The organism is Kitasatospora sp. NPDC042419, assembly GCF_056437345.1.
Genome location: NZ_JBWKAW010000008.1, coordinates 107,503 through 129,718, shown reverse-complemented (window position 1 = coordinate 129,718; position 22,216 = coordinate 107,503). Strand labels below are relative to the sequence as shown.

The 22,216-nt window shown below is 75.7% G+C and carries 18 protein-coding genes and 1 pseudogene; 9 read left to right on the top strand and 10 right to left on the bottom strand.

The window, feature by feature from the left end; all coding sequences use genetic code 11:
* The first annotated feature begins 159 nt into the window (after positions 1 to 159).
* Positions 160 to 3,651 (top strand): CHAT domain-containing protein, encoded by a 3,492-nt coding sequence (locus tag AC067J_RS18115; RefSeq protein ID WP_478300273.1) that lies wholly within the window; start codon positions 160 to 162, stop codon positions 3,649 to 3,651.
* Between the two features lie 30 nt (positions 3,652 to 3,681).
* Here AC067J_RS18115 and AC067J_RS18110 read toward each other — a convergent pair whose 3' ends face one another.
* The 4 genes from AC067J_RS18110 to AC067J_RS18095 all read right to left on the bottom strand — a co-directional run bounded on the left by AC067J_RS18110 (position 3,682) and on the right by AC067J_RS18095 (position 9,164).
* Complete coding sequence (locus tag AC067J_RS18110) at positions 3,682 to 4,134, bottom strand: iron chaperone (RefSeq protein WP_478300270.1); 453 nt, start codon at positions 4,132 to 4,134, stop codon at positions 3,682 to 3,684.
* A 147-nt stretch (positions 4,135 to 4,281) separates the two neighbouring features.
* On the bottom strand, positions 4,282 to 5,103 hold the full coding sequence (locus AC067J_RS18105) for a beta-propeller fold lactonase family protein (RefSeq protein ID WP_478300268.1): 822 nt from the start codon (positions 5,101 to 5,103) through the stop codon (positions 4,282 to 4,284).
* Between the two features lie 751 nt (positions 5,104 to 5,854).
* The gene (locus AC067J_RS18100; RefSeq protein WP_478300266.1) at positions 5,855 to 7,438 is read right to left on the bottom strand and encodes an APC family permease; all 1,584 of its coding nucleotides are present in this window, start codon (positions 7,436 to 7,438) and stop codon (positions 5,855 to 5,857) included.
* 112 nt (positions 7,439 to 7,550) lie between these two features.
* Positions 7,551 to 9,164: an amidohydrolase gene (locus AC067J_RS18095; RefSeq protein ID WP_478300264.1), complete on the bottom strand. Its 1,614-nt coding sequence runs from the start codon at positions 9,162 to 9,164 to the stop codon at positions 7,551 to 7,553.
* 248 nt (positions 9,165 to 9,412) lie between these two features.
* On the opposite strand from AC067J_RS18095, the gene AC067J_RS18090 reads away from it, so the two are divergent.
* The 6 genes from AC067J_RS18090 (at position 9,413) to AC067J_RS18065 (ending at position 14,073) form a co-directional block, all read left to right on the top strand.
* Positions 9,413 to 10,027 (top strand): TetR/AcrR family transcriptional regulator C-terminal domain-containing protein, encoded by a 615-nt coding sequence (locus tag AC067J_RS18090; RefSeq protein ID WP_478300262.1) that lies wholly within the window; start codon positions 9,413 to 9,415, stop codon positions 10,025 to 10,027.
* A gap of 727 nt (positions 10,028 to 10,754) precedes the next feature.
* Positions 10,755 to 11,138: a hypothetical protein gene (locus tag AC067J_RS18085; RefSeq protein ID WP_478300260.1), complete on the top strand. Its 384-nt coding sequence runs from the start codon at positions 10,755 to 10,757 to the stop codon at positions 11,136 to 11,138.
* Positions 11,139 to 11,437: 299 nt separating this feature from the next.
* Positions 11,438 to 12,535 carry a hypothetical protein gene (locus AC067J_RS18080; RefSeq protein WP_478300258.1) on the top strand — a complete coding sequence of 366 codons (1,098 nt, stop codon included), beginning with the start codon at positions 11,438 to 11,440 and terminating at the stop codon, positions 12,533 to 12,535.
* A gap of 82 nt (positions 12,536 to 12,617) precedes the next feature.
* Complete coding sequence (locus AC067J_RS18075) at positions 12,618 to 13,022, top strand: roadblock/LC7 domain-containing protein (RefSeq protein WP_478300256.1); 405 nt, start codon at positions 12,618 to 12,620, stop codon at positions 13,020 to 13,022.
* Positions 13,023 to 13,152: 130 nt separating this feature from the next.
* Complete coding sequence (locus AC067J_RS18070; RefSeq protein WP_478300254.1) at positions 13,153 to 13,527, top strand: hypothetical protein; 375 nt, start codon at positions 13,153 to 13,155, stop codon at positions 13,525 to 13,527.
* A gap of 138 nt (positions 13,528 to 13,665) precedes the next feature.
* Positions 13,666 to 14,073: a VOC family protein gene (locus AC067J_RS18065; RefSeq protein ID WP_478300252.1), complete on the top strand. Its 408-nt coding sequence runs from the start codon at positions 13,666 to 13,668 to the stop codon at positions 14,071 to 14,073.
* 92 nt (positions 14,074 to 14,165) lie between these two features.
* Here the strand turns inward: AC067J_RS18065 and AC067J_RS18060 are convergent, their stop codons facing one another.
* Positions 14,166 to 14,570 (bottom strand): DUF6188 family protein, encoded by a 405-nt coding sequence (locus AC067J_RS18060; protein ID WP_478300250.1) that lies wholly within the window; start codon positions 14,568 to 14,570, stop codon positions 14,166 to 14,168.
* 139 nt (positions 14,571 to 14,709) lie between these two features.
* The gene (locus tag AC067J_RS18055) at positions 14,710 to 15,849 is read right to left on the bottom strand and encodes an NUDIX hydrolase (protein WP_478300248.1); all 1,140 of its coding nucleotides are present in this window, start codon (positions 15,847 to 15,849) and stop codon (positions 14,710 to 14,712) included.
* A 198-nt stretch (positions 15,850 to 16,047) separates the two neighbouring features.
* Between AC067J_RS18055 and AC067J_RS18050 the strand changes: the two genes are divergently transcribed.
* Positions 16,048 to 17,187, top strand: coding sequence for a hypothetical protein (locus AC067J_RS18050; protein WP_478300246.1), 1,140 nt, complete (start codon positions 16,048 to 16,050; stop codon positions 17,185 to 17,187).
* A 66-nt stretch (positions 17,188 to 17,253) separates the two neighbouring features.
* Here AC067J_RS18050 and AC067J_RS18045 read toward each other — a convergent pair whose 3' ends face one another.
* From AC067J_RS18045 to AC067J_RS18030, 4 genes and pseudogenes are all read right to left on the bottom strand, one after another.
* Positions 17,254 to 18,240, bottom strand: a complete 987-nt coding sequence (locus tag AC067J_RS18045) for an SGNH/GDSL hydrolase family protein (protein WP_478300245.1) — start codon at positions 18,238 to 18,240, stop codon at positions 17,254 to 17,256.
* A gap of 84 nt (positions 18,241 to 18,324) precedes the next feature.
* Positions 18,325 to 19,458 (bottom strand): glycosyltransferase, encoded by a 1,134-nt coding sequence (locus tag AC067J_RS18040; RefSeq protein WP_478300244.1) that lies wholly within the window; start codon positions 19,456 to 19,458, stop codon positions 18,325 to 18,327.
* Positions 19,459 to 19,720: 262 nt separating this feature from the next.
* Positions 19,721 to 20,875 (bottom strand): annotated as a pseudogene (locus AC067J_RS18035) (glycosyltransferase family 4 protein); the annotation flags it as partial.
* A gap of 122 nt (positions 20,876 to 20,997) precedes the next feature.
* Entirely contained in the window at positions 20,998 to 21,189 is a 192-nt protein-coding gene (locus tag AC067J_RS18030; protein WP_478300243.1) for a YegP family protein, read from the bottom strand.
* Between the two features lie 223 nt (positions 21,190 to 21,412).
* Here AC067J_RS18030 and AC067J_RS18025 point away from each other — a divergent pair, with 223 nt between their 5' ends.
* Entirely contained in the window at positions 21,413 to 21,970 is a 558-nt protein-coding gene (locus AC067J_RS18025) for an NUDIX hydrolase (RefSeq protein WP_478300242.1), read from the top strand.
* Positions 21,971 to 22,216: the final 246 nt, after the last annotated feature.

Sequence of the window (22,216 nt, the reverse complement as noted above, 5' to 3'; positions counted from 1 at the left end):
CCCGGGTGGTCCCGGGACGGCTTCCGGTCGATCTCCGGTCGGCCTCGGGGCGGTGACGGGAATCGGGGTTCCACGGCGTCCGGGGTCGGCATCATGGGTCCGAGTGGCTTGCGGCCGCTTGCCGAGGGGCGGCGGCGGGCAGGCGGGTGAGGGGGCCCGGTGGACGACCAGGAGTTCGCGGAGAGCGGGGGCGTCCGGAGCCTGCGCAGCTGGGCGATGGCCGCGGTGAAGCGTGCCCTCCGGCTGAACCCGCACACGTTCTTCGCGGCCGGCACGCGGGGAGCGCCGGGCGACTTCGACCGGTCGGTCACCGAACTCGGCCAGCTGGCAGGCCTGTTGGACCACGACCCGGAACTGCGGGCCGCCGTCGTCGTGCAGCTCGGCTCGGTGCTGACGCTGCGCCACCTGGCCGGGGGCGGCACGCCCGCCGACCGGGAGCAGGCCCGGCGGCTGCTGCGGGAGGCTCGCGACCCGGCGACGGTGATCGGCCGGGTGGCGGACCCGGACGACCGGCGGTGGGCCGCACTGTTCCTGCTGGCGCTGGTGATGCCGCGGATGGACGCCCCGACCGGTGGGCCGCCCGACTTCTCGGCCCTCCTCGCCTGGCAGGCGCAGCTGGGTCCCGGCGGGACGGCGGCCGCCACGGCGGAGATGCGGGCGCTCCTGGTGGAGGTGCGCGAGCTGCCGTTGCCGCCCGAGGTGCTCGCGAGCCTGGAGCAGATGGCCGCCGTGCTGGCCGTCTTCACCGGGGCCGACTCGCCGGTGGCCGCCATGCAGGAGGTCTTCGACTCGATACCGGAAGGCTTCCTGCCGTCCGGCTTCCCGTCCGTGGACGAGTTGCGGCGGCTGACGGACCTGGTCACGGGCCTCGCCGGTCCTGCGCGGCGTCCGGCTCCGGAGCCCGCCGCGCCCACGGAAGCCTCTCCGGGAGCGGGAGCGGGAGCGGGAGTGGTGCCGGGGTCGGGTCCGGACTCCGGGCCGGACTCCGGGCCGGGCTCGGGGCCGGCCGTTCCTCCTGAGCCGTCCGGCCGGGACCGGGCCCGGACCGGCACCCCGCCCCCGGCCGACGCCGCCACCGGGCTGCTCGCCCAGGCGATCGCCCTGAACGCGATGTCCCGAGCGGGGGCGGATTTCGACGAAGCCGCCCGGAGCCGTGAGCCGGAGGGCCTCGACCGGGCGATCGGGGCGCTGCGGGCCGCGTACGACCGGATGCCCCCGGGCCATGGGAGCCTCGCCGACATCGAGGCCCTGGCCGGCTTCCTGATGGAGGCGGCGCCGGTCGTCGGCGGGAACCTCCAGGACGAGTCGGTCGGCCGCGTGTACACGAGCGCGGCCGACCGGCTCGCCCCGCCCGCGGCCGGGGTGCCGGCGATCGGGGCGACGGTCCCGCTACGGGTGTTCGCACTGATCCGACAGGTCCGCGCGGCCGAGGCGGAGGAGGACCCGGCGGCCCTGCGAGCCCTGGTGGCCGAGTTCGGCGTCCTCGCGGCGGAGACGCCGCAGGACCGCCACGCGGACCGGCTCCTCGTCCTGCTCGGCCTCGGCTACGCCCGTACGGCGCTCGGCTTCCTCGTCGACGACGACGAACTGGTGACGCTCGGCCTCGCCGACCTCGGGGAGGCCGAGGCGTTCGAGCAGTACGCACCCGGCCCCGTCGGCGGGTACACCTCCTCGGTCTTCACCGACGTCAACGCCCTGCGAGCCCGCCACACCGCCGACCCGACGCTGATCCCGAACCGCGCTCCCGCGCCCCCCGGGACGTCGATGAACGACCGATGGGGCTCCGCGCTGGCCCTGAGGGCCCGGTACGGGGTCACCCATGACCCGGCGGACCTCAGGCCGGCCATCGCGGAACTGGAGCAGATCCGCGACGGCCTCCGCGACGGCAGGGCACCCCGGCTCGCGGCCGAAGCCCTGTGGGAGCTCGCCGTGGCGTACCGGGCGCGCTGGCACCACAGCCATGACCCGGCCCACGTCGATCCCGCCCTGGACACCTCGCTGGAGGCCCTGAACGCCCTCGCGGCCGACGTCATCCTCCAACTGGGCTCCGAGCACGGCCTGTCGGTGGCGCGGTCCGGCGCCGACCGGGCCGTCAGGGCGGCCGTCTGGGCCGCCGGGCGCAACCGTGCGGAGGAGGCGGTGGCAGCCCTCGAACTGGGCCGTGCCCTGGTGCTGCACGCGACGTCCGCCTCGCGTGCCGTGCCCGAACTCCTCGAAGCGGGCGGGCACCAGGAGCTCGCCGACGCGTGGCGGGCCTTCGACGCGGCGGCAGCCCCGGAGACCGGCGGGCTCCCCGGCGAGCTGCCCAGCGCCCTGCGCCGCCGGGCCCTGGAGGCCCTCGGCTACCGGCAGCACGGCCTGTTCACCACGCCCACGCTCCACGAGCTGGTGGACGGGGTCGTCGCGAGCGGAGCGGACGCCCTGGTCTACCTGCTCCCCGGCGCGGGGGAGGAGCCCGGTGTGGGGATCGTCGTGGCGGCGGACCACAGCGTCGGGGTGGGCGGCCTTCCGTCGCTGTCGGCGGCCGGGAGCGGCCCCCTGGAGAGCTACCTCGACGCGGCCGCCGCACGGTCCCGGAACCCCGGCGACCCCGAGGCCGAACGGGCCTGGGAGGAAGCCCTGTCCGCGCTGTGCGACTGGGCGTACCCCGCGGCGCTCGACACCCTGCTCACCGCGGTCGGGGAGCGGATCGCCGCCGACGGCGGACGCCGCGCGGGCCGATCGGGCCCGCCCAGGATCGTCCTCGTCCCCTGCGGCCGCCTGGGCGTCGTCCCCTGGCACGCCGCACGCCTGCCGGAGGCGGCGCCCCACGACTACGCCTGCCAGATCGCGGCCATCAGCTACGCCGCGTCCGGCAGCCAGTTCCTGCGCACCGTGCGGCGTGCGCGTCGCGAACCCGCCGCGGCCCCCGTCCTGGTGGCCGATCCGCGCCAGGACCTGACCCGCGCCGAGCTGGAGGCCACGGCGCTGTACGAGTCGTTCTACCCGCGGGCGCGACTGCTCGGGGAGTTCTACGACCCGCCCGTCGAACCGGAGTCGGTCGGCACGCCCGGCGAACTCCTCGCGGTCCTCGACGAATCCCCCTCGCTCGTCCACGTGGCGTCCCACGGTTCCGCCGGGGTGCGCCCGACGGTGTCGGCCCTCCACCTCGGCTTCCCCGACGGCACCGACGGCCTGCCGGTGGAGGAGGGCGGACCGGGCGCCGCGCCGGACCTGGGGATGCTGACCGTGGCCCGGCTGCTCGACCGGCCGACGGGTGAACGGCAGGCCGCGGACGGGCCGTTGGTCGTCCTGAGCGCCTGCGAGACCGACCTGAGCACCCGCGACCACGACGAGGCGCTGACGCTGACGACGGCGTTCGTCTCCGGCGGAGCGCGCGACGTGGTGGGCTCGCGGTGGACGACCCAGGACGGGGCGTCGGCCCTGATGATGACGGTCTTCCACCACTACCTGGCGGTCGAGGGCCACAGCCCGGCGGACGCGCTCAGGGCGGCGCAGCTGTGGATGCTCGACCCGGACCGCGAGAACCCGGGCTCGCTGACCGGTGAACTGCTCCGGGAGATGCGGCGCCCGGGGCTCGGAAGCCTCCCGGCCTGGGCGGCGTTCATCCACCAGGGCCACCCCGGCCCGGGGCGGCCGCCCGCCCGGTGAACCGCGCTGACCCGGTGAACCGTCGGGACCTCAGCTCACCGCCCGCTTCACGAGGTCGGCGATCTGCGCCTCCACCTCGGCCGTCACCTCGGTCAGGGCGAAGGCGGCCGGCCACATCGCGCCCTCGTCCAGCTTCGCCAGGTCGCTGAACCCGAGCGTCGCGTACCGTGCCTTGAACTTCTCGGCGCTCTGGAAGAAACAGACGACCTTGCCGTCCAGTGCGTAGGCGGGCATCCCGTACCAGAGCTTCGGCGCGAGGCTCGGGGCGTTGGCGGTGACGACGGCGTGGACGCGCTCGGCCATGACCCGGTCCGACTCCTGCATCTCGGCGATCTTCGCGAGGACGTCCCGCTCCGCCTCCGCCGCCTTCTCCGCGGCCGATCCCCGGCGCGCCGCCTTCTTCTGGTCCTGAGCGTGCGCCTTCATCGCGGCCCGCTCCTCGGCCGTGAACCCCTCGTACGTGCTGTTGTCGGTGCTGGCCATGGCAGAACTCCCCCTTGAGGATTGCGACGTTCCGGATCTCCGGTACGGGATCTTGAGAGGGGACCATACCCTGACCAACCGACAGCACGGCTGCACCGACGGCCGAGTGGGCCACGGGTCCGGTCCGCAGGGGTGCCGGTCGGTGGTTCAGAGGGCGATCACCGACAGGGTCCGCTCGAAGTAGTTGGTGACGTAGAGCCTCGACCCGTCCGGGCTGACCGCCGCGCCGCGCGGGCCTCCCGGGACGGTGATGGTGCCGGTGACCGTGCGGCCGGCCGTGTCGACCACCGAGACCGTGTCGAACGGGAAGTGGGCGACGTACAGCCGGCGGCCGTCCGGGCTGACCGCCAGCCCGTACGGTCCCCGCCGGACCGGTACGGTCGCCACGATGTCGGCGGGCCTGGTCTCCTCCAGCGTCGGGATCCCGGTGGCGTCGATGACGGTGACCGAGTCCCGGAAGTAGTTGCTGGCGTAGAGCAGCCGGCCGTCCGGGCTCACGGCGAGGGCGACCGGGAAGTCCACCCCGGTGAGGTGGCCGCGGGTCTTGGTGAGCGTGTCGGAGACCAGCACCTGGTCGTCGATGGCGTTGGCGATCAGCAGCCGTGATCCGTCGGCGGTGATCGCCAGGCCGTAGGGCCGGGTGCCGAAGCCGGTGGAGATGGCCTGGTCGCCGGTGGCGGCCTCGAAGACGTGGATGAAGGTCGAGCTGTTCTCGGCGACGAACAGGCGCGCACCGTCGGCCGCGACGGCGACGCCGTACGGTCCGACGGCGGCCGGGAAGGTCGCGGACACGGTGTTCGCCGGGGTTTCGACGGCGGTCACCGTCCCGTCGAGGAAGTTGGTGACGTAGACCCGGCTGCCGTCCCGGCTCACCGCCACACTGTGCGGGGTCTCGCCCACGGGGATCGTCTCGAAGGCCTGCTGGTCGGCGTCGTGCGCCCCTGTGGTGGGGGTGGTGGAGACTGACATGCTCTGCTCCTCCGTCGTCGGGCCCGCTGTCGGACCCGCGGTCCGTTTCGTTGTCGGGTGCGCCGTCGGGTCTCGCCGCGGGGTCCCTTCGAGCGGGCAGGCTCCCGGGCCGGTCGGAGCGGCCGGCCTCCGGAGCGCGTGGGCGTGTCCCTCCCCGGCAGGGCTTTCGGGCGCCGCGCGCGGTTCGGGCGGGCGCCCGCAGGGGCCCGCCGACGGTGTACCGCTGCGCCGGGTACGGTCCCTGGCTGTGGTTGCGGCTGCTGCGGCGACGGGTGGTTCCGGTGCGCGGCGCGGCCGGGCGCGCCCGCTAAGCAGCGGCTCCCGGCCGGCGGGCCCCCGCCTGCCCCGGTGCGGGCGGGGACCGTCCGGACGGCGCGGACGGTGTGGACGACCCGGTGCGACGAGGGGGCCGGCGCGGGGAGACCGGGGAGGCCGGGGAGCGCGCAGCAGTCCCGTGGACCGGCCGTCCGGGCCGGGCAGCCACCGCCGGGAGCCGTCACCGGCGCGGGGCCGGTGGTCCCAGGCGGAGTGCGCAGCATGGGGACCCTCCCTGGACGCGCACGGAGGTGGTCACCGAGTGGTCATCGCACTTCGATCGTACGCCCACCGCCGGCCCGTGCCCACCGCCTCGGCGGCTCAACGGACAGGCGGAGGGCGGTACTTCCGGCACCGGCAGTACCCCGCCGGTGAATCCCGCGCGGATCCGTCCCGTCAGTGCGTCCCCCGCACCCTCCCCGCCGGCCGGGCCGGATCAGGCCGCGTCCGCCTCGGTGCCGCCGAGCCCGGCGTCCGCCTCGGTGCCGCCGAGCCCGGCGTACACCTCCGGCCGGCGGGCCCGCAGCCGCAGCGCCAGGCCGACGCCGACCAGGAAGACCACCGGCACGACAGACACCAGCGGCCAGTTCACCTCGGGCCCGGCGGCCGTGAAGAGGTCGAGCCGCCGGACCACCAGACCGGTCGCGCCGCAGAGCAGCACCGTCGAGGCCAGCGGGGCGACCGCCGTCCGGAACCGGCCCGCACGGGCGGCGGCGGCCCGGTCGCGGCGGAAGAAGGCGTACACGGCGAGCCCGGCCAGGGCCTGCAGCAGCAGGATGCCGACCACGCCGGGGGAGTTCACCCAGAGGAAGAACTGGTCGTACGGGTCGGCGCCGACCAGCGCCGCGACGCCCACCGCCACGGCCGCGAGCACGCTCTGGGCGATGCCGCCGATCCACGGCGAGCCGTGCCGCGGGTGGACCCGTCCGAGCGCGGCGGGCGCGGCCCCCTCGCGGGCCAGCGCGTAGCCGTACCGGGTGATCGTGTTGTGGAAGGCGAGCAGGGCGGCCAGCAGGCTGGTGACGATCAGCACCCGCTGGACGTCCGTCGCCCAGCCGCCGACGTAGTCCGTCATGGCGGTGAAGAACATCCCGGCCGGGTCGGCGGTGGCGGCGCCGACCGCCGCGGAGTCGCCGAAGGCCTGCACGATCATCCAGGTGACGAAGGTGTAGAAGAGCCCGAGGAAGGCGATGGCGGCGTACGTCGCCCGGGGCACGGTGCGGTGGGGTACACGCGCCTCCTCGCGGTAGATCGCGGTGGCCTCGAAGCCGACGAACGCGGCGAAGGAGAGGCCGAGCACCCCGCCCATGCCGCCGGTGAACACGTTGTGCGGCGCCAGCGGGGCCAGGGAGAGGCCGTGCGCCCCGCCCTCGACGAGCACGGCGACGGCCAGCACCAGCAGGATGCCGGTCTCGGCGACCAGCAGGGCGCCGAGAACCTTGGCGCCGAGGTCTATCGAGCGGAAGCCGAGGAGCCAGACCGCCGCGACCCCGAGCAGCGCCCAGAGCGGCCAGGGCAGGTCCAGGCCGAACAGGTCGTCGGCGGTGGTCCCGGCGAAGTACCCGAAGGCGCCGAACATGCCGATCTGGATCGCGTTGTAGGAGAGCACCGCGAGCAGCGCTGCTCCGAGCCCGGCCGGTCTGCCGAGGCCCTTGGTGACGTACGCGTAGAACGCGCCGGCGTTCTTCACGTGCGCGGCCATGGTGGTGAAGCCGACCGCGAACAGGGCCAGGACGACGCCGGTGGCCAGGTAGGCGGCGGGTGCGCCGATGCCGCCGAAGGAGATGGCGAAGGGCGCGACCCCGGCCATCACGGTGAGCGGCGCGGCGGCGGCGACCACGAAGAAGACGATGTCGCCGGTGCCGAGGACGCCGCGTTCGAGCCTCCCGGGCGGCCCGGGGGCGGCTCCGTCACCGCCCGGGGCCGCGGCGGGGGCGGGTACGACGGACGGGCCGGACGGGCCGGACCGGGCGGATCGGGTGGCGGCGGGGGAGGAAGCCGCGTCGGAGGGCAGGTGCATGGGGGAGCTCTCCTGGGGTCGTACGGACGAGGGCGGGGGGAGGCCTGTGGACGGGTGGTGTCCCTGAGGTCGGCCCGGCGGTCGGCCGCCGCGGTCGGCGGGCGGGGCGCGGTCAGTGCGTGCGGCGCCCGCCCAGCCAGGTGCCGAGCACCGCGACCCCGGCCAGCTCGCCGGCCGGTACCGCGTACGGGTCGGCGGCGAGGTGGACCAGGTCGGCCCGCAGCCCGGGCTTCAGCACGCCCCACGCGTCCTCCTCGAACGCCTGGTGCGCGACGCCCGCCGAGTACGCGGCCAGCGCCTCCGCCAGCCCGATCCGCTGCTCGGGCAGCCAGCCCCCGGCCGGCACGCCCTCGGGGGTCTGCCGGGTGACGGCGGTCGCCAGCCCGGCGAGCGGCTCGTACCGGGTGACCGGCCAGTCGCTGCCGAACGAGACCCGGGCGCCGCCGCGCAGCAGGGCCGCGATCTGGTACTGCCGGGCGCCGCGTTCGGGCCCGAGCCGGGGGAGGGTCAGCTCGGTCATCAGCGGGTCGGGCTGCGCCCAGAGCGGTTCGAAGTTGGCGATCACGCCGAGTTCGGCGAACCGCGGCAGGTCGGCCGGGTCGACGAGCTGGACGTGGGCGATCACCGGGCGGCGTTCGCGCGGGCCGTTGCGGCGGGCGGCGGCCTCGACGGCGTCGAGGGCGATCCGTACGCCGCGGTCGCCGATGGCGTGGATGTGCGGCTGGAAGCCGAGCGCGTCGACGGCGGTGACGGCCTCGGCCAGCTCCTCGCCGGACCAGTTGGCCACCCCGTGCGAGTGCGGGCAGTCGCTGTAGGGGGCCAGCAGCGCCGCGGTGCCGGACTCGACGACGCCGTCGGCGAAGAACTTGACCGCGCGGGCGGTGAGCCGGCCCCGCCCGGCGGTCTCGACCCGGTCCCGGTCGGCGGCCAGTCGCGGCAGCCGGGCGCGCCAGCCGTCGGGCTCCAGCAGCAGTGCGAGGCCGGCCCGGACCGCCAGCTCGTGGCCGTCGGCGACGGCGGCGATCCAGGTGTCCACCTGGGCGGGCTCGACCCAGGCGTCCTGGACCCAGGTGAGTCCGGCGGAGGCGAGCACGTCGGTGGTCTCGCGCAGGACGGCGACCTGCTCGGCGAGGCTCGGCAGCGGGACGAGGGCGAGGACGGGGTTGAGCGCGCCGAACTCGCGCAGGGTGCCGAGCGGGCTGCCGTCGGGGCGGCGGACGATCTCGCCGCCGGCGGGTTCGGGGGTGTCGGCGGTGAAGCCGGCCCGGCGCAGCGCCTCGCTGTTGGCCCAGCCGGTGTGGTGGTCCATGGTGCGCAGCAGGACGGGCCGGTCGGGGACGACGGCGTCGAGCAGCGCGGCGTCGAAGAGGCCGCCTTCGGCGAGCCAGGGGTCGAAGGCGTCGCCGGTGATCCACTCGGCCTCGGGGTGCTGTCCGGCCCAGAGCCGGACGGCTTCGACGACCTCGGCCAGGCTGGTGCAGTCCCGGACGGGCACGCCGCGCAGGCCGAGCCCGCCGAGCAGCGGGTGGACGTGGCCGTCGCCCCAGGACGGCAGCAGGGCGCCGCCGGCCAGGTCGACGGTCTCGGTCCGCTCGTCGCGCAGGGCGTGGGCGGCCGCGCCGAGCGCGGTGATCCGTCCGGCGGTCACGGCGAGGGCGTCGGTGACGGGGGTGGCGGGGTCGCCGGTGTGGATCCGGCCTCCGGTGAAGATCGTGTCGGCGCGCATGCGGGTGCGTCCTCTCCCGGTGTGGTCTGGTGCGGCCTGCATAACTGAACGGGGTTCGGTTACCGTAGGCGCGCCGCCGAGGGCGACGGAAGAGTTTTATTGAAAGTCATTCAGTTACGTTTCCATAACGATGATCTTGAGCGATGATCGTAGGAACCTGCTCGGTCGGGTCCGGCCACCCCGCCCCCGTCGAGCGGCAGGGCCGCCGGGCCCGCCGTGAGCACCGGAAGCGAAGGACGGAAACCCGCATGGCCAGGCCGCGCACACCACTGCTGGACCGGCAACGGATCGTGGACGCCGCGCTGCGACTGGTCGACGACGCGGGCGACCTCACGATCCCCGCGCTCGCCGGTGCACTCGGCGTCAGCCCCTCCGCGCTGTACCACCACGTCGCCGGCCGGGCCGAGATCGTCGCCCTGATGCGCGCCGAGCTCGTCCGCACCATCGGCGAGCAGTCGCTGTGGGACCAGCCGTGGGACGACGCGCTGCGCACCTGGGCGCACGCCTACCGCGACGCCTTCGCCGAGCATCCCGGCATCATCCGGCTGCTGGCCACCGCCCCGCTCGCCGAACCGTTCATGCACGAGCTGTACGAGCGCGCGGTGGCCACCCTGGAGGGCGCCGGCTTCGAGCCGCAGGACGTGATGGGCGTGATCACCGCCCTGGAGAGCTTCGTCCTCGGCTCCGCGCTGGACCTGGTCGCCCCGGCCGTGATGGTCGACGCCGTCGACCGGGCCGCGACTCCGCGGCTCGCCGACGCGCTGGCGGCGGTGCCGGCCGGGCGGCACCGCGCCGACCAGGCCTTCGGGATCGGGCTCGCGGCGCTGATCGCCGGCTACCGCGCGCTGCTGCCTGCCCGCTAGTCCGCACCGTTCGTCGGTGGGCGCCGTTCGCTCGTGGGTGCGGTTCGTCGGTAGGTACCGTTCGCCGGTGGGCGCCGTTCGCTCGTGCGCGGCGTCTGTGCGGTGGCTGCCGTTCGCCCAGCGTTCGATTTCTGACCAGGCGTGATGGCCTGCTACTGTTCTTCCCGTCGAGAGGAAACGATCTTCGCGAAGCGAGGAACGGCCTCCCGAGCAGGCGTCAGTGGTGCTACCGGAGCACGTCCTACTTTCAGTAGGGAGAGTCCGTTCGACCCGGGCCTGGCGCTCCATCCGAAGCGGTCGTTCCCCCTCAGGGGGGAGCGGCCGCTTCGTCGTTGTGCGGCTCGGTCCTATCGCAGGATCCGGCCGAAACCCATCGGCGTCGGCGACAACCCGCCAAGGTCGCGCTCCAGGTGGGTCGGACGCCCTTCGGGCACCCACTCTCCCGGTCTGCGGCTTTGCGGGTCCCCGTGGCCTGATGGGCCGTCGAAGGATGGCTGAAATCAGACCCCAATGGTGTGAATATGCCATTGGAATGTTCGTCGTATGGAATCCGGCAGTAGCCTTCCGTGTCGAACCCGCCACTGGTCGTGGCGGTCCGGCCGGTGCCGCGCGGCCTGGAGGCGCGTGCGCCCGGCTGTCCGGAACCCTCCCCGAAGCCTTCCAGTCCCCCGAAGTCACTTCAGCAGAGCCGTCCCGAAGCCTTCCCGAACCCTCCGAAGGAGCCCGAGTGCCGGGTATCGACGAATGCCTGTCCCAGGCGATGGCGATCGCCGGAGCCCGCGCCGCCAGCCTCATCGACTGGAGCAGCGGACTCGCACTGGGCAGCGTCGGAGTCAGCCCCACCGGCGACCACGATACGTCGGCCGCGGAGGCAACCGACCTGGTGCGAGCGGCCGTTGAGAGCCCGACCTTCACCGGGTCGGAGGACCTGCAGGCGCCGCTCCAGGACATCATCGTGACTGCGGGGCGCAGTTACCACCTCCTTTGCTTCATCGATACCGTCTTCGACAGCCGGCTCGTCCTGCACCTCTGGTTGGACCGGAGCGAGGGCAACCTCGCCGGCGCCCGCTACCGCCTCCAGTCGCTCGCCGAGGAACTGGTGCTCGGATGACGAACCCCTCAGCGAGCGGCGCGGGGGTGGCGGCCCGGGCCGTCGTCGGCTTTCGGCCACCGGAAGGGCGGCCGACGGTGCCACCCCCGGCGGCCGCCCCCGGCTCGACCCACGGCGCCGGGTTCGGAACCGTGCCGGCCGCTCGCACCGCTCCCGACGCGGGCGCCGTCCCCGGCCCGACGCCGCCTCCCGGCCCCGGTCCCGGCCTGACTCCTCCTCACAACCCCGGTCCCGTCCCGGCCCCCGGCCCGGCAGCCGGTTCGGCGTCCGGTCCGGCTCCCGGTCCCGGCTCCGCCCCCGTGCCCGTCCACCCCGGGTGGACGCCCGGTGCGGCCGTCGAACGGCTGGCCGCGGAACACGCCACCGGCGCCCTGCGCGGGCCCGCGGGCACGGTCTACCTCGTCGACGGCCTGATCGCCCACGCCGAGTCCGACCGGACGCCCGACCTGGCCACCCTGCTCACCGCCTCGGGCCGGATCACCCCCGCGGCCTGGCAGGAGGAGGTCCGCAGGTCCGGCCCGTACGCGCGGGTCGGGGAGGCCCTGGTGGAACACGGCCGGCTCACCCGCGGCGAGCTGGAGCTGTGCCACCTCGGGGCCCTCTACGACGCGGCCTGCTTCCTCCTCGACGCTCCGGACCCCCTCGCCTTCTGGACCTTCGCGCCGGGCGTCCGGCACTGGCTCGGCCCGGTCGCGGCGGTCGGCGTCCCCCGGCTCCGCCGGGAGGCAGAGCGCCGGCGGCTCCTGCTGGACCGGATCTGGCCATGGCCCCAGCTCGACACCGCGCCGGTCCGCCCGGCCGCGCAGCGTGCCGCCGTCCCCGGCCGCCACGCGCGCCGGATCCGCCCGCCGAGCCGGTACCAACGCGACCTGCTCGACCACGCGGACGGCCGAAGAACCCCGGCGGAGCTGGCCCGTCTGCTCGGGCGGTCGGCGTTCGCCACCACGGTGGACGTCCGCCGGCTGGCCGCCGCCGGACTGTTGCTCGGCCCCGGCCCCGGCCCCGGGGCCCGCTCCGGCCAAGGCTCCGGCTCCGAGCCCGGATCCGGGCCGCAGGCGGGGGCGGTTCCCGGGCGCGGGCCGACGGACGTGTCCGGAGCCGGTCCCGGGACCGGGACCGGGGCTGGGGCCGGGGTGCCGCCCGCACCCGGGGGGCTCCACCGGCGCGTCCCCGGTGCGGCGTTGGCCGCGCTGGCCCCGGCCGCCTTCGCGGCGTCCGCGGCGTCCGCCGTCTCCGCCACTGCCGATGTCACTGCCGATGCCGACACCTCTGCCGATGCGCCCGCCGCCGGATCCGCCCGGGCACCGACCCCGGCGGTGGCCCACCCGTTGACCGCCCCCGATCCGGACATCGCGCTGCTGATCCGGGTCCGAACCCTTCTGGAGGCCCGACTTTGAACCACTCTCCGCCCGCGACCCCGCCCTCACGGCCATGAGGCGGGCGCTCAAGCAGCGTGTCGGAAGGAGACAACTGATCGCCTTGGAGACCGAGCTGCTCGCCGAACTCCGCGCCCTCAGACACCGGATACCCCACCTCGCGGGCGGCCTGGTGGCCGGCGTGGACGGCCTGCTGGTCGCGCACGACACCCACGGGACCGAGCCCTCGGGCCTGGCGGCGATGACCGCCGCCTCGCTGGGCCTGGCCCAACGGCTCGCCGACAGCACCGGGCAGGGCGACTTCCGGGAGTCGCTGGTCCGCGGCGAACACGGCTACGTCGCCACCTACGCGGCCGGCGGCAGCTGCGTCCTCACCCTCCTCGCCCATCCGGACGTGAACGTGGGCCGGCTGCACCTGGAGGCCCGCCGCTCCGCCCAGCGCATCGCCACCCTCCTCAACGACACCCTCGCGCCCAAGGACGTGCGGGAGCCCAGGGAGGCGTTCTGACCGGCACCGCGCCCCACCGGCCCGGCCTCCCCGGCCGCGTTCACCCGCCCGACCTCCTTCATCCGCCCGACCTTCCCGACTTGACCGACCTTCCCGACCTGACAACCCACGACCGAACCGGAGAACCGACATGACGGACGCAGCAGGCGCGCTCAAGCAGGCCCTCACCGTGATCGAGGGCGCCATCGGCGCCGCCCTCGTCGACTACAACAGCGGGATGGCCCTGGCCACCCTCGACGGGGGCGGCTCCCTCGACCTCAACGTCGCCGCCGCCGGGAACACGGACGTGGTCCGGGCCAAGATGCGCACCATGGACATGCTGGGGCTGAAGGACGGGATCGAGGACATCCTCATCACGCTCAGCAGCCAGTACCACCTGATCCGCCCGCTCACCAGCCGCAGCGGGAACGGCCTCTTCCTGTACCTGGCCCTGGACAAGGGCCGGGCCAATCTGGCGATGGCCCGCCACCAGCTGACGAAGATAGAGGCGGACCTGGAGGTCTGACCGCCCGGGCCCCTGCACGGGCGACGGACCCCGCGACGCGCGGCGCGGGGTCCCGGCCGACTGTCGGTGCCGTCTGCAAGGCTGACGTCCGTTCACCAGGGCGGCCGTCGAGACGGCCCGCACGAGAGGGGCCCCGCCGTGCCGACCAAGATCTTCGTCAACCTCCCCGTGAAGGACCTCGCCAGGTCCATCGGGTTCTTCAACGCGCTCGGGTACGCCTTCAACCCGAAGTTCACCGACGAGAACGCGGGCTGTCTGGTCATCAGCGACTCGATCTTCGCCATGCTGCTGACCGAGCCGTTCTTCAAGTCCTTCACCGACAAGGAGATCCCGGACACGGCGGCCAGCGCCCAGACGATCCTGGCGCTCGGCGTCGAGAGCCGCGCCGAGGTCGACTCGCTGGTGGACAAGGCGGTCGCCGCCGGCGCCGTCGAGCCGCGCGAGGCCATCGAGCAGGGCGGCTTCATGTACGGGCGCACCTTCGCCGACCTCGACGGGCACCTGTGGGAGGTGATGTGGATGGACCCGGCCGCGGCCGAGGACTGACGGTCCGACAGCCCCGGGCTGCCCGTCGCCTCAGGCCGCCCGTCCCCGTCCCCGTCCCCGGGCTCGGGGCGAGGAGCGGGCATCCGGCGGGCTCAGCCGGCGTCGGCCTCCGACCACACCACCTCGCCGCCGGGCAGGCCGGTGCAGACCGCGCCGCCGGGTGTGGACACGCTCCACGGCGCGAGCCGGGCATGCGGCGGGACGGACAGCGTGCCGCCCCCGTCGAAGGCCAGCTCCAGCCCGCCGGCCATGGTCACCCGGGCCGCGTCGACGGTCCGGCCCACCAGCCCGAGCAGTGCGCCGGTCGGGCGGAAGGTGAGCTCGGGGTAGAAGTGCTCCACCTCCGACGGCACGGCGAAGCGGAACTCGTGCGCGACCCGGACGGTCACCGGGCCGTCGAGGGTGAGGTCGAGCCTGCCTCCGCCGCTGACCGACGCCACCCGGCGGCCGGCCAGCACGTCCTCGATCGCCTGCTGTACTCCGATCCCGTTCTGCATGCGACCAGTGTGGACCGGCGGCCCGCAGCCTGTCCCGTCATCTGTCCGGTCACCCGTCACCCGTCACCCGTCATCGGTCACCTGCCGCCGGTCCTACGGCCGGCCTGCCCGGCCACGTTCGTCCAGGCCGGCCGCGCGCTCAGTGCGCGGGCCGGCCGCCGACCAGCTCGGCCGGCCCACCCGGCCGCCCGCGGGCGGCCAGCGCGGCCGAGGTCCGGGCCCAGGACGAGGACGACAGCAGGGCCCGCGCCTCGGCCGGCCCGCAGAGCCGCCACTCGACCAGCTCGTCCTCGGCCATCGCGATCGAGGCGAGCCGCTCCTCCGTCACCGTGCCGCCGTCGAACACGTACACCAGCACGGCCGTGTCCCGGGTGCCCGCCGGGTCCGCGTCCCGGCCGGGCAGCCAGTCCACGGCCAGCAGCCGGCCCGGCTCGCACTCCCACCCCAGCTCCTCGCGGACCTCCCGGCGGGCCGCCGCCCGGGGCATCTCCCGGTCCGCCTCGACGCCGCCGCCCGGCAGCACCCAGTACGGCACCGCTCCGCCCGGACCGTCCCACGGTCGCAGCCGCACCAGCAGCACCCGGCCCGCCGGGTCCGTGAACACCGTCCGCGCCTTGGCCCTGATCCGCGGACGGCCGGCGATGAAGGACTCCCGGTCCGCCGGGGGAGCGGCGGCCGTGCCGGCCAGGGACGGATCGCCCGCCGGCGGCAGCCCCTCCAGCCGAACGCCCGCCAGCCCGGTGTAGGCGGGCGGCGGCCCGGCGGTCAGATGGTCGAGGGTGTGCCCCGCCGGCAGGCTGCCCTCCAGCTCCAGCGGCCCGGCCGACCGCGGTGCCCGCAGACACGCCGTCACCCGCCGGGAGAGCCGCGGCGGCAGCGCGTGCCCCGCCTCCTCGGGGGTCAGCCACGCCCAGCCGCCTACCTCGGCCCGGTCCGGCGTGATCGCGGCCGCCTGCGCCGGTGTCAGCGGATCGGCCCAGTACAGGTGGGCGGCGATCGGCGGGCGGAGGTGGCCGAGAGTCCAGTCGAGGCAGGCCAGCGGCCCGAGCCGGGGCGTGAACCCCAGCTCCTCGGCGATCTCCCGGACGGCGGTCCGGCGCGGTGACAGGTCCTGCGGCTCCCAGCCCCCGCCCGGCACGGCCACCGGGTGCTCCCGGTCGTACGGCAGCCGGACCACCAGGACCCGCCCCTGCTCGTCCGGGAACAACACCCCGCCGGCCGCCAGCAGCTCACGCCCCGAACGCTCCGAACGCTCCGAACGCTCCGTCACCATCGCCATTCCCGCTCCCCAGTCCCGTCCCCACCCCGGGAACGCCTACCCACCCCGACTCCGCCCGCCACCCCCGCGGTTCCCAGCAGCCGGCCACCTGCCCACCACCCGCGATCCTCCGGCGCTCCGGTGCCCCGGCGCCGAAGATGATCACAAGTGCATGACGCTCCTTCCGCCCGGACCGCGCGGTGCACGAGGCTACGCGGCGTGATGTTCCGATCCCGGCCGAAGCTCGCCCGATTCCTCCTCGTCGTCGTCCTCCTCCAGCTCGTCCGGTTCTTCGTGCCCACGAACGCGCCCGGCAGCTGGGCGGGAACGGTGGCGGGGCTCCTGCTCGGCGGGATCCTTCCGGACCTGTGGGTGCTGCTGTTCGCCGCCCCCAGCGGGGTCCGGCTCATGACGGTCCGCTACGGCGCGGGGCGCGTCGTGCTCAGCGGGAACGTGCGGGGCGTTCTGGTCGAGATCGCGTGGCTGCCCACCGTGGAGCCCCTGGTGACCTGGGCGCTCGTCCCCGCCCGGGCCCTGCGACTGCGGCTCTGGCTGTCCTCGGTCGGCCTGCTGGCGGTGCAGGTGGCGCTCGGGGCTTGGCTGGTGTCCGCGCCTCCCGGCCTGGCCCGTGGGATGGGGACGGCGCTGCTGGCGCAGACCGCCGGCTGGATCCTCGGCTCCCCGGCGTCCCCGGTCGCCTCGTTCCGGGCCGTGTTGTTCCTGCCGTTCCGCCCCGCCTTGATCACGGGACTCCTCTGGTACCCCGACCGCCTGCGCGCCGAGGTCCTGCTCACCCGGGGCCGTGTCCGGGAGGCGCGACAGGCGCTGGAGAAGCTCCCCGCGGATGCCGGGGCGAGCCCCACCGACCTCGGCGTCCTGCTCGCCGAGGGCCGCTACGCGGAGGCCGAGGAGGAGGCCCGGGAGATCCTCCGGACCCGGGACGCGTGCTGCCACGGGGTCGCCTACATGGGCCTGGCCCGCGCGGCCGTCGCCGCGGGCGAGACGGGCGAACTGTCACGGGAGCAGGTGCGGGCCCGGGTCGACTTCGCGCTCGACGCCCTGCAGGCCGGCAGCGAGCGGGCCCTGCTGCGCCTCGTCCCGCAGGCCGCGGACGCCGCACTGCTCAGCCACCGGCCGGAGGTCGCCGTGCGGTACGCCCGACGGTGGGCCAGGGCCGGCTCCTCCCCGTTCTGGAGGGCGGACTCCTGCTGCTCGCTGGCCTCCGCGCTGGGTGGACTCGGCCGCCGCGACCAGGCCCGCGCCGCCCTCGCGAGGGCGCGCAGGCTCTACCCGGAGCTGGCCCGGATCCGGCAGCTGGAGGAGAACCTGGAGCAGCGGCCGGAGCCGGCCCTTCGGTGACAGCGCTTCGGGGGCAGCCCGTCGATGACCGGCCGGCGCGGACCCGGCCGGTCACACCCCGGTGCGTCAACCGCCGGACGGGGTCCGGCCCTCGCCGTCCTCCCCGGGCCGGGCGGTCGGCCCCGGGACGGTGAGGACGGCGAGGGCGGCCAGGGCGGCGGTGGTGGCGCGGGCCATCCGCTCGTCCTGCCGGAACGTCCCGCCGCGCAGGCGCGCGCAGCCCTCGACGGCGGCCAGCGCGAGCAGGCCGGGAAGCAGGTCCGTACTGCGGTCGACGACCCAGCGGGTGCCCCGGGTGGCCATCCACCAGAGGTCGGCCAGGGTGCCCGGCGGCGGTTCCACCGGTTCCGGGGCGGGCGCCGGGCCGAGCGGGCGCCCGGCCTCGGTGAGCAGTCCGTGGAAGGCGCGGGCGATCAGGTGGTGGCCCTCGGCACTGGGGTGCAGGCGGTCGACGCTGAGCAGCTGCCGCTCGGCGGTCCAGGGCAGGTCGGCGATGTGCAGGTGGACGGTCCCGTGGCGGGCGGAGAGCGTGTGCACCACCGTGTTCACCGCGCGCATCCGCCGCGCCAGCGGCCGGGCGAGCGGAGCCGGCAGCCGCAGCAGCGTGCCCGGGTCGGGCAGGCAGGCGGTGAGTACCAGTGCACCGCCGTCGGTGAGGCGGCTCAGGACGGTGTCGAGGGCCCGCGCGGTCCGTGCGACGTCGAAGCCGGACCGCAGGGTGTCGTTGCCGCCGGCGACCACGGCCGCGAGCTGCGGGCGCAGCGCGAGGGCCGCCGGCAGCTGCTCGGCCGTCAGGTCGGTGGTGAGTGCTCCGCTCCGTGCGAGGTTGGTGAACTCGACCCCCGTCCGGGACGGGGCCAGCGACCGGGCGAGCAGTGCCGCCCAGCCGCGCCATCCGTCGGCGAGCGGGTCGCCGATGCCTTCGGTGAGCGAGTCCCCGAGCGCCACGAACCGCACCGGTTCGCCGGTCCGCCGTCCACTCGCCCGTGCTGCCCCGTGCGCGGCGCCCGACCGGGTGCCGCCTCCCTCGTCGACCGCCGCGATCGTGTTCATCGCACCTCCCACACTTTCCCGGGCCCTGCGGCCCGGCCGTTCCGTCCTGCGTCCCGCGCCTCGCGCCCCGTCCCCCGCCTGCCGCTATTCCGCGCCGTGGGCGGCGAGGAAGGCGGTCACGGCGGAGGGCCAGCCGTATCGTTCGGCCTGCGCGCGGGCGGCGGCGCGCCGGGCCGGTTCGGGGCGCGCGAGGAGGTCGTGCACCGCGTCCGCGAACCCCGCGCCGGTGGGTTCGGCAGCCACGCCGGCCGGGCCGACCAGTTCCGGCAGGGCGGAGCAGCGGTTGACCGCCACCGGGGTGCCGCAGGCCAGCGCCTCCATCGCCGCCAGCCCGAAGGTCTCCACCGGCCCGGGGGCGAGCACCACGTCCGCGCAGCCGAGCAGGCGGGCGAGGGCGCCGCGCCCGGCCAGGTGGCCGAGGAAGTGGACGGGCAGCCGCTGCCGGGCCGCGCGGGCCGCCAGCCTCGACCGGAGCGGCCCGGTGCCGGCCACCGCGAGAACGGCGGGCCGGCCACGCGCGCGCAGCTCGGCGAGGGCGTCGAGCGCGTGCCCGGGGCGCTTCTCGGTGGAGAGCCGGGAGCAGAGCACCAGCAGCACCTCGTCCGGTGCCGCGTACCGGGCCCGTTCCTCCGCGCGTTCGTCGGGGGACGGCGGGCGCAGGGCGGCGAGGTCGACGCCGAGCGGTGCGCGTGCCACGTTCCGGACACCGAGGCGGCGGAACTCGGCGGCCGCCCACTCCGTCGTGCAGATCACCGTGTCGTAGGACCGGGCGGTGCGGCCGTTGAGCCGGTCGGCCGCCGCGCCGGCGACCGGGCCGGGCAGGCCCCAGGTGCGCAGCAGCCCGGCGGCGCTCTCGTGCGAGACCATCGCCGAACGGACGCCGTGCCGCCGGGCCCAGGCGCCGGTCCAGCGCAGGGTGGTCCGGTCGGAGACCTCCAGCCGGTCCGGTGCGAGCCGCTCCAGTTCGGCGGCGACCGCGCGCCGGTCGGTGAGCAGCCGGTAGCCGCCGCTGCCGGGCAGGACCGGACCGGGGAGGGTGACGACCAGCCCCTGTTCGCCCTCCTCCACGGCACGCCGTTCGCCGGGCACGACCAGCACCGGAGTGTGCCCGGCGGCCCGGTAGCCCGCGCCGAGGTGGCGCAGCGCCGTCCGCAGTCCGCCGGAGACGGGGGTGACGAAGTTCGCCACCCGGACGATCCGCAGCGGTCCGGCGGTCATGCCGTCAGCTCCTCCGTCACCGGGGCGCCCGCGGCATCCCGAGCGGTGTTCCGGCCGGTGGCCTCGGCGGTGTCCGGAACCTCCGCCGGCGGTCCGGGCCGTCGGCGGCTGCGGCAGCGGCAGCGGCTGCGACGTCTGCGGTGCCTGCGGTGCCTGCGGCGGGAGCACCGGCCGGGGCCGCCGCCGGTACGGGGGCGGGGGCGGGCGCGGTCGCCGATACGGGCGCGGAGGCGGCCGCGGGCGTGGACGCGGGCTCGGGGGCCGCGGCCACCCCGTGGTGCTCCGCCAGCACCTCCGAGTAGTGCCTCAGCAGCAGGTCCCCGACCGCCTCCCAGGTACGGGCCGTCACCTCCGACCGCCCCGCCCGGCCGTACGCGGCCCGCAGCTCGGCGTCCTCGGCGAGGGCGGCCACCGCGCGGGCGACCGCCGCTCCGTCCCGGGGCGGGACCAGCAGGCCGGTGCGGCGGTGCGCGACCAGGTCCAGCGGTCCGCCGGCGGCCGGGCCGACCACCGGGACCCCGCTGGCCATCGCCTCCTGGATGGTCTGGCAGAACGTCTCCAGCGGCCCGGTGTGCACGAACACGTCGAGCGTCGCGAAGCAGCGGGCCAGTTCCTCCCCGGTGCGCCTGCCGAGGAAGACCGCGCCGGGCATGGCGGCCTTCAGCCCCGGCCCGGACGGCCCGTCGCCGACGACCACCACCCGGACCCCCGGCAGTGCCGAGGCCTGGGCGAGCAGGTCGACCCGCTTCTCCGGCGCGAGCCGTCCGACGTACCCGACCAGCACCTCGCCGCCGGGTGCGAGCGCCCGGTGCAGCGCCTCGTCACGGTGGCGCGGGTGGAAGCGGACCGAGTCGACGCCGCGCGGCCAGAGCTGGACCCGGGCGACGCCGTGCGCCGTGAGGTCCTGCGCGGCGGGGGTGGACGGTGCGAGCGTCCGGGCGGCGAGGCCGTGGACGGTGCGGATCCGGTGCCAGGCGGCGGCCTCGCCCAGCCCGCGCCCGGCCCGGTAGGCGTGCGCGTACCCGGCGAGGTCGGTCTGGTAGACGGCGACGACCGGCAGGCCGAGCCGCGCGGCCACCTGCGCGCCGCGCGCGCCGAGCACGAACGGGCTGGCCAGGTGCACCAGGTCGGGCCGGTGCCCCCGGATCGCGGCGGCCAGCTGCCGGCTGGGCAGCGCGATCCGGACCTGGGGGTATCCCGGCAGCGGGACGGAGGGGACCCGCACCACCGGCAGGTCGGCCATGGCCGGGCCGGCGCCGAAGGTGTGCGACGGGCTGTGCGCGCCGCGCGCGGGCGCCGGGGTGACGACGAGCGGCTGGTGCCCCCGGCGGAGCAGGTGCTCGGCGGTCCGCAGCACGCTGTGGGCGACGCCGTTGACCTCGGGAGGGAAGGACTCGGTGACGATGACGACACGCATGCCTGAGTTCTGTCCGGGTCCGGCGTGCACGTGGCCAAAGGGATCTGTCGTACAAACGAACGCGGGTCGGCGATTTGTGCCGCCGACCCGCGTATCCGCCCGCCGAGGGGCTACCGGGGTGTTCAGACCGCCCCGGCGGCCGCCTCCTTCAGCTCCGCGTACGGCGCGAGCTTCCGGATCGACTCGATGCTCTTGATGCAGTCGTCCCGGCTCTCCTGCGGGTCGCCCGTCACCACGACGGAACCGTTGCTCGCCTTGAGCCGGAACCGGTGCATGCCGCTCTCGTCGGTGTACAGCTCGAACTTTCCTGCCATGGCAGTGTTCACCTCTCGTCTGGCTAGCCCCCTCGAACGGCAACGTAGGCCCGGATCCGCGCCGCTGCTTGCCGGACGGAGCATTCGGGTCGTCCGGCTCCTCGTCCTCCGCGCCCCCGGTTCCGGCGGAGGTCCGCTCCGCGGGGCGGGCGACCGGCTCGGGACGCCGGGCCGCGCGTGAGAGGGTCGGGGCACCAGCTCGCACGCGCAGGAGGAGGACCAGGTGCCGGGGTCGGAGTGGCAGGTCCACGGTCGGCGGAAGGTCTACGGGTCGCCGTGGGTCGAACTGTGGCTCGACGACGTCGACATCCCCGGCGTCGGCCGGACCGACCACCACGTCGTCCGGATGCCCCGCGCCTGCACCAGCTCCGTCGTCACCAACGACCGCGGCGAGCTGCTGATGATCTACCGGCACCGCTTCATCACCGGCCGCTGGGGCTGGGAGGTCCCGGCGGGTTGGGCCGACCCGGGCGAGGACCCGGCCGCCGCGATCGCACGCGAGGTCGAGGAGGAGACCGGTTGGCGTCCCGGAAAGGTCGAGCCGATGACCGAGTACGACGCCATGGCAGGCATCTCGGACGCCCGCTTCCACGTGTACCACGTCACCGGCTGCACCCGGATCGGCGAACCGGAGGACATCTCCGAGGCGGCCCGGGTGGAGTGGTTGCCGGAAGCCGACGTGGTCAAGCTCCTGACCGGCGGCGAGGTCGCCGACGGGCCGTCCCACGCCGCGCTCTCCTACTACCTCGGCCCGTACCGGCTCGCCGCGGCGGGCACCTGAACCCTGCCGCGGGTGTCCGTCGCCGGGCCGGGGCCTCGCGGGCCGGCGGGTGGGGCTCGCGCCGGTCGGTTCGCGCTGCGGTGGTGCCCGGGCGGGGCGACTCGTTCGTGAGTCCCCTGCTCGTCCCGCGGGTTGTCGGTGCTGCCGCCGGAGCCCGCGGGGTGGGAGGCGGCTCCCGGGGCGCCGTCTCCGGCCGGCTCCGGCCGGAGACGGTGGCGGCCCGTACGAGTGGCGGCCCGGTGCGCG

Coding starts and splice junctions, on each gene's coding strand:
- AC067J_RS18100 (WP_478300266.1), bottom strand. CDS start 7,438: ATGCACCTGCCCTCCGACGCGGCTTCCTCCCCCGCCGCCACCCGATCC.
- AC067J_RS18105 (WP_478300268.1), bottom strand. CDS start 5,103: ATGTCAGTCTCCACCACCCCCACCACAGGGGCGCACGACGCCGACCAG.
- AC067J_RS18040 (WP_478300244.1), bottom strand. CDS start 19,458: ATGACCGCCGGACCGCTGCGGATCGTCCGGGTGGCGAACTTCGTCACC.
- AC067J_RS18110 (WP_478300270.1), bottom strand. CDS start 4,134: ATGGCCAGCACCGACAACAGCACGTACGAGGGGTTCACGGCCGAGGAG.
- AC067J_RS18090 (WP_478300262.1), top strand. CDS start 9,413: ATGGCCAGGCCGCGCACACCACTGCTGGACCGGCAACGGATCGTGGAC.
- AC067J_RS18070 (WP_478300254.1), top strand. CDS start 13,153: ATGACGGACGCAGCAGGCGCGCTCAAGCAGGCCCTCACCGTGATCGAG.
- AC067J_RS18030 (WP_478300243.1), bottom strand. CDS start 21,189: ATGGCAGGAAAGTTCGAGCTGTACACCGACGAGAGCGGCATGCACCGG.
- AC067J_RS18045 (WP_478300245.1), bottom strand. CDS start 18,240: ATGAACACGATCGCGGCGGTCGACGAGGGAGGCGGCACCCGGTCGGGC.
- AC067J_RS18095 (WP_478300264.1), bottom strand. CDS start 9,164: ATGCGCGCCGACACGATCTTCACCGGAGGCCGGATCCACACCGGCGAC.
- AC067J_RS18055 (WP_478300248.1), bottom strand. CDS start 15,849: ATGGCGATGGTGACGGAGCGTTCGGAGCGTTCGGAGCGTTCGGGGCGT.
- AC067J_RS18060 (WP_478300250.1), bottom strand. CDS start 14,570: ATGCAGAACGGGATCGGAGTACAGCAGGCGATCGAGGACGTGCTGGCC.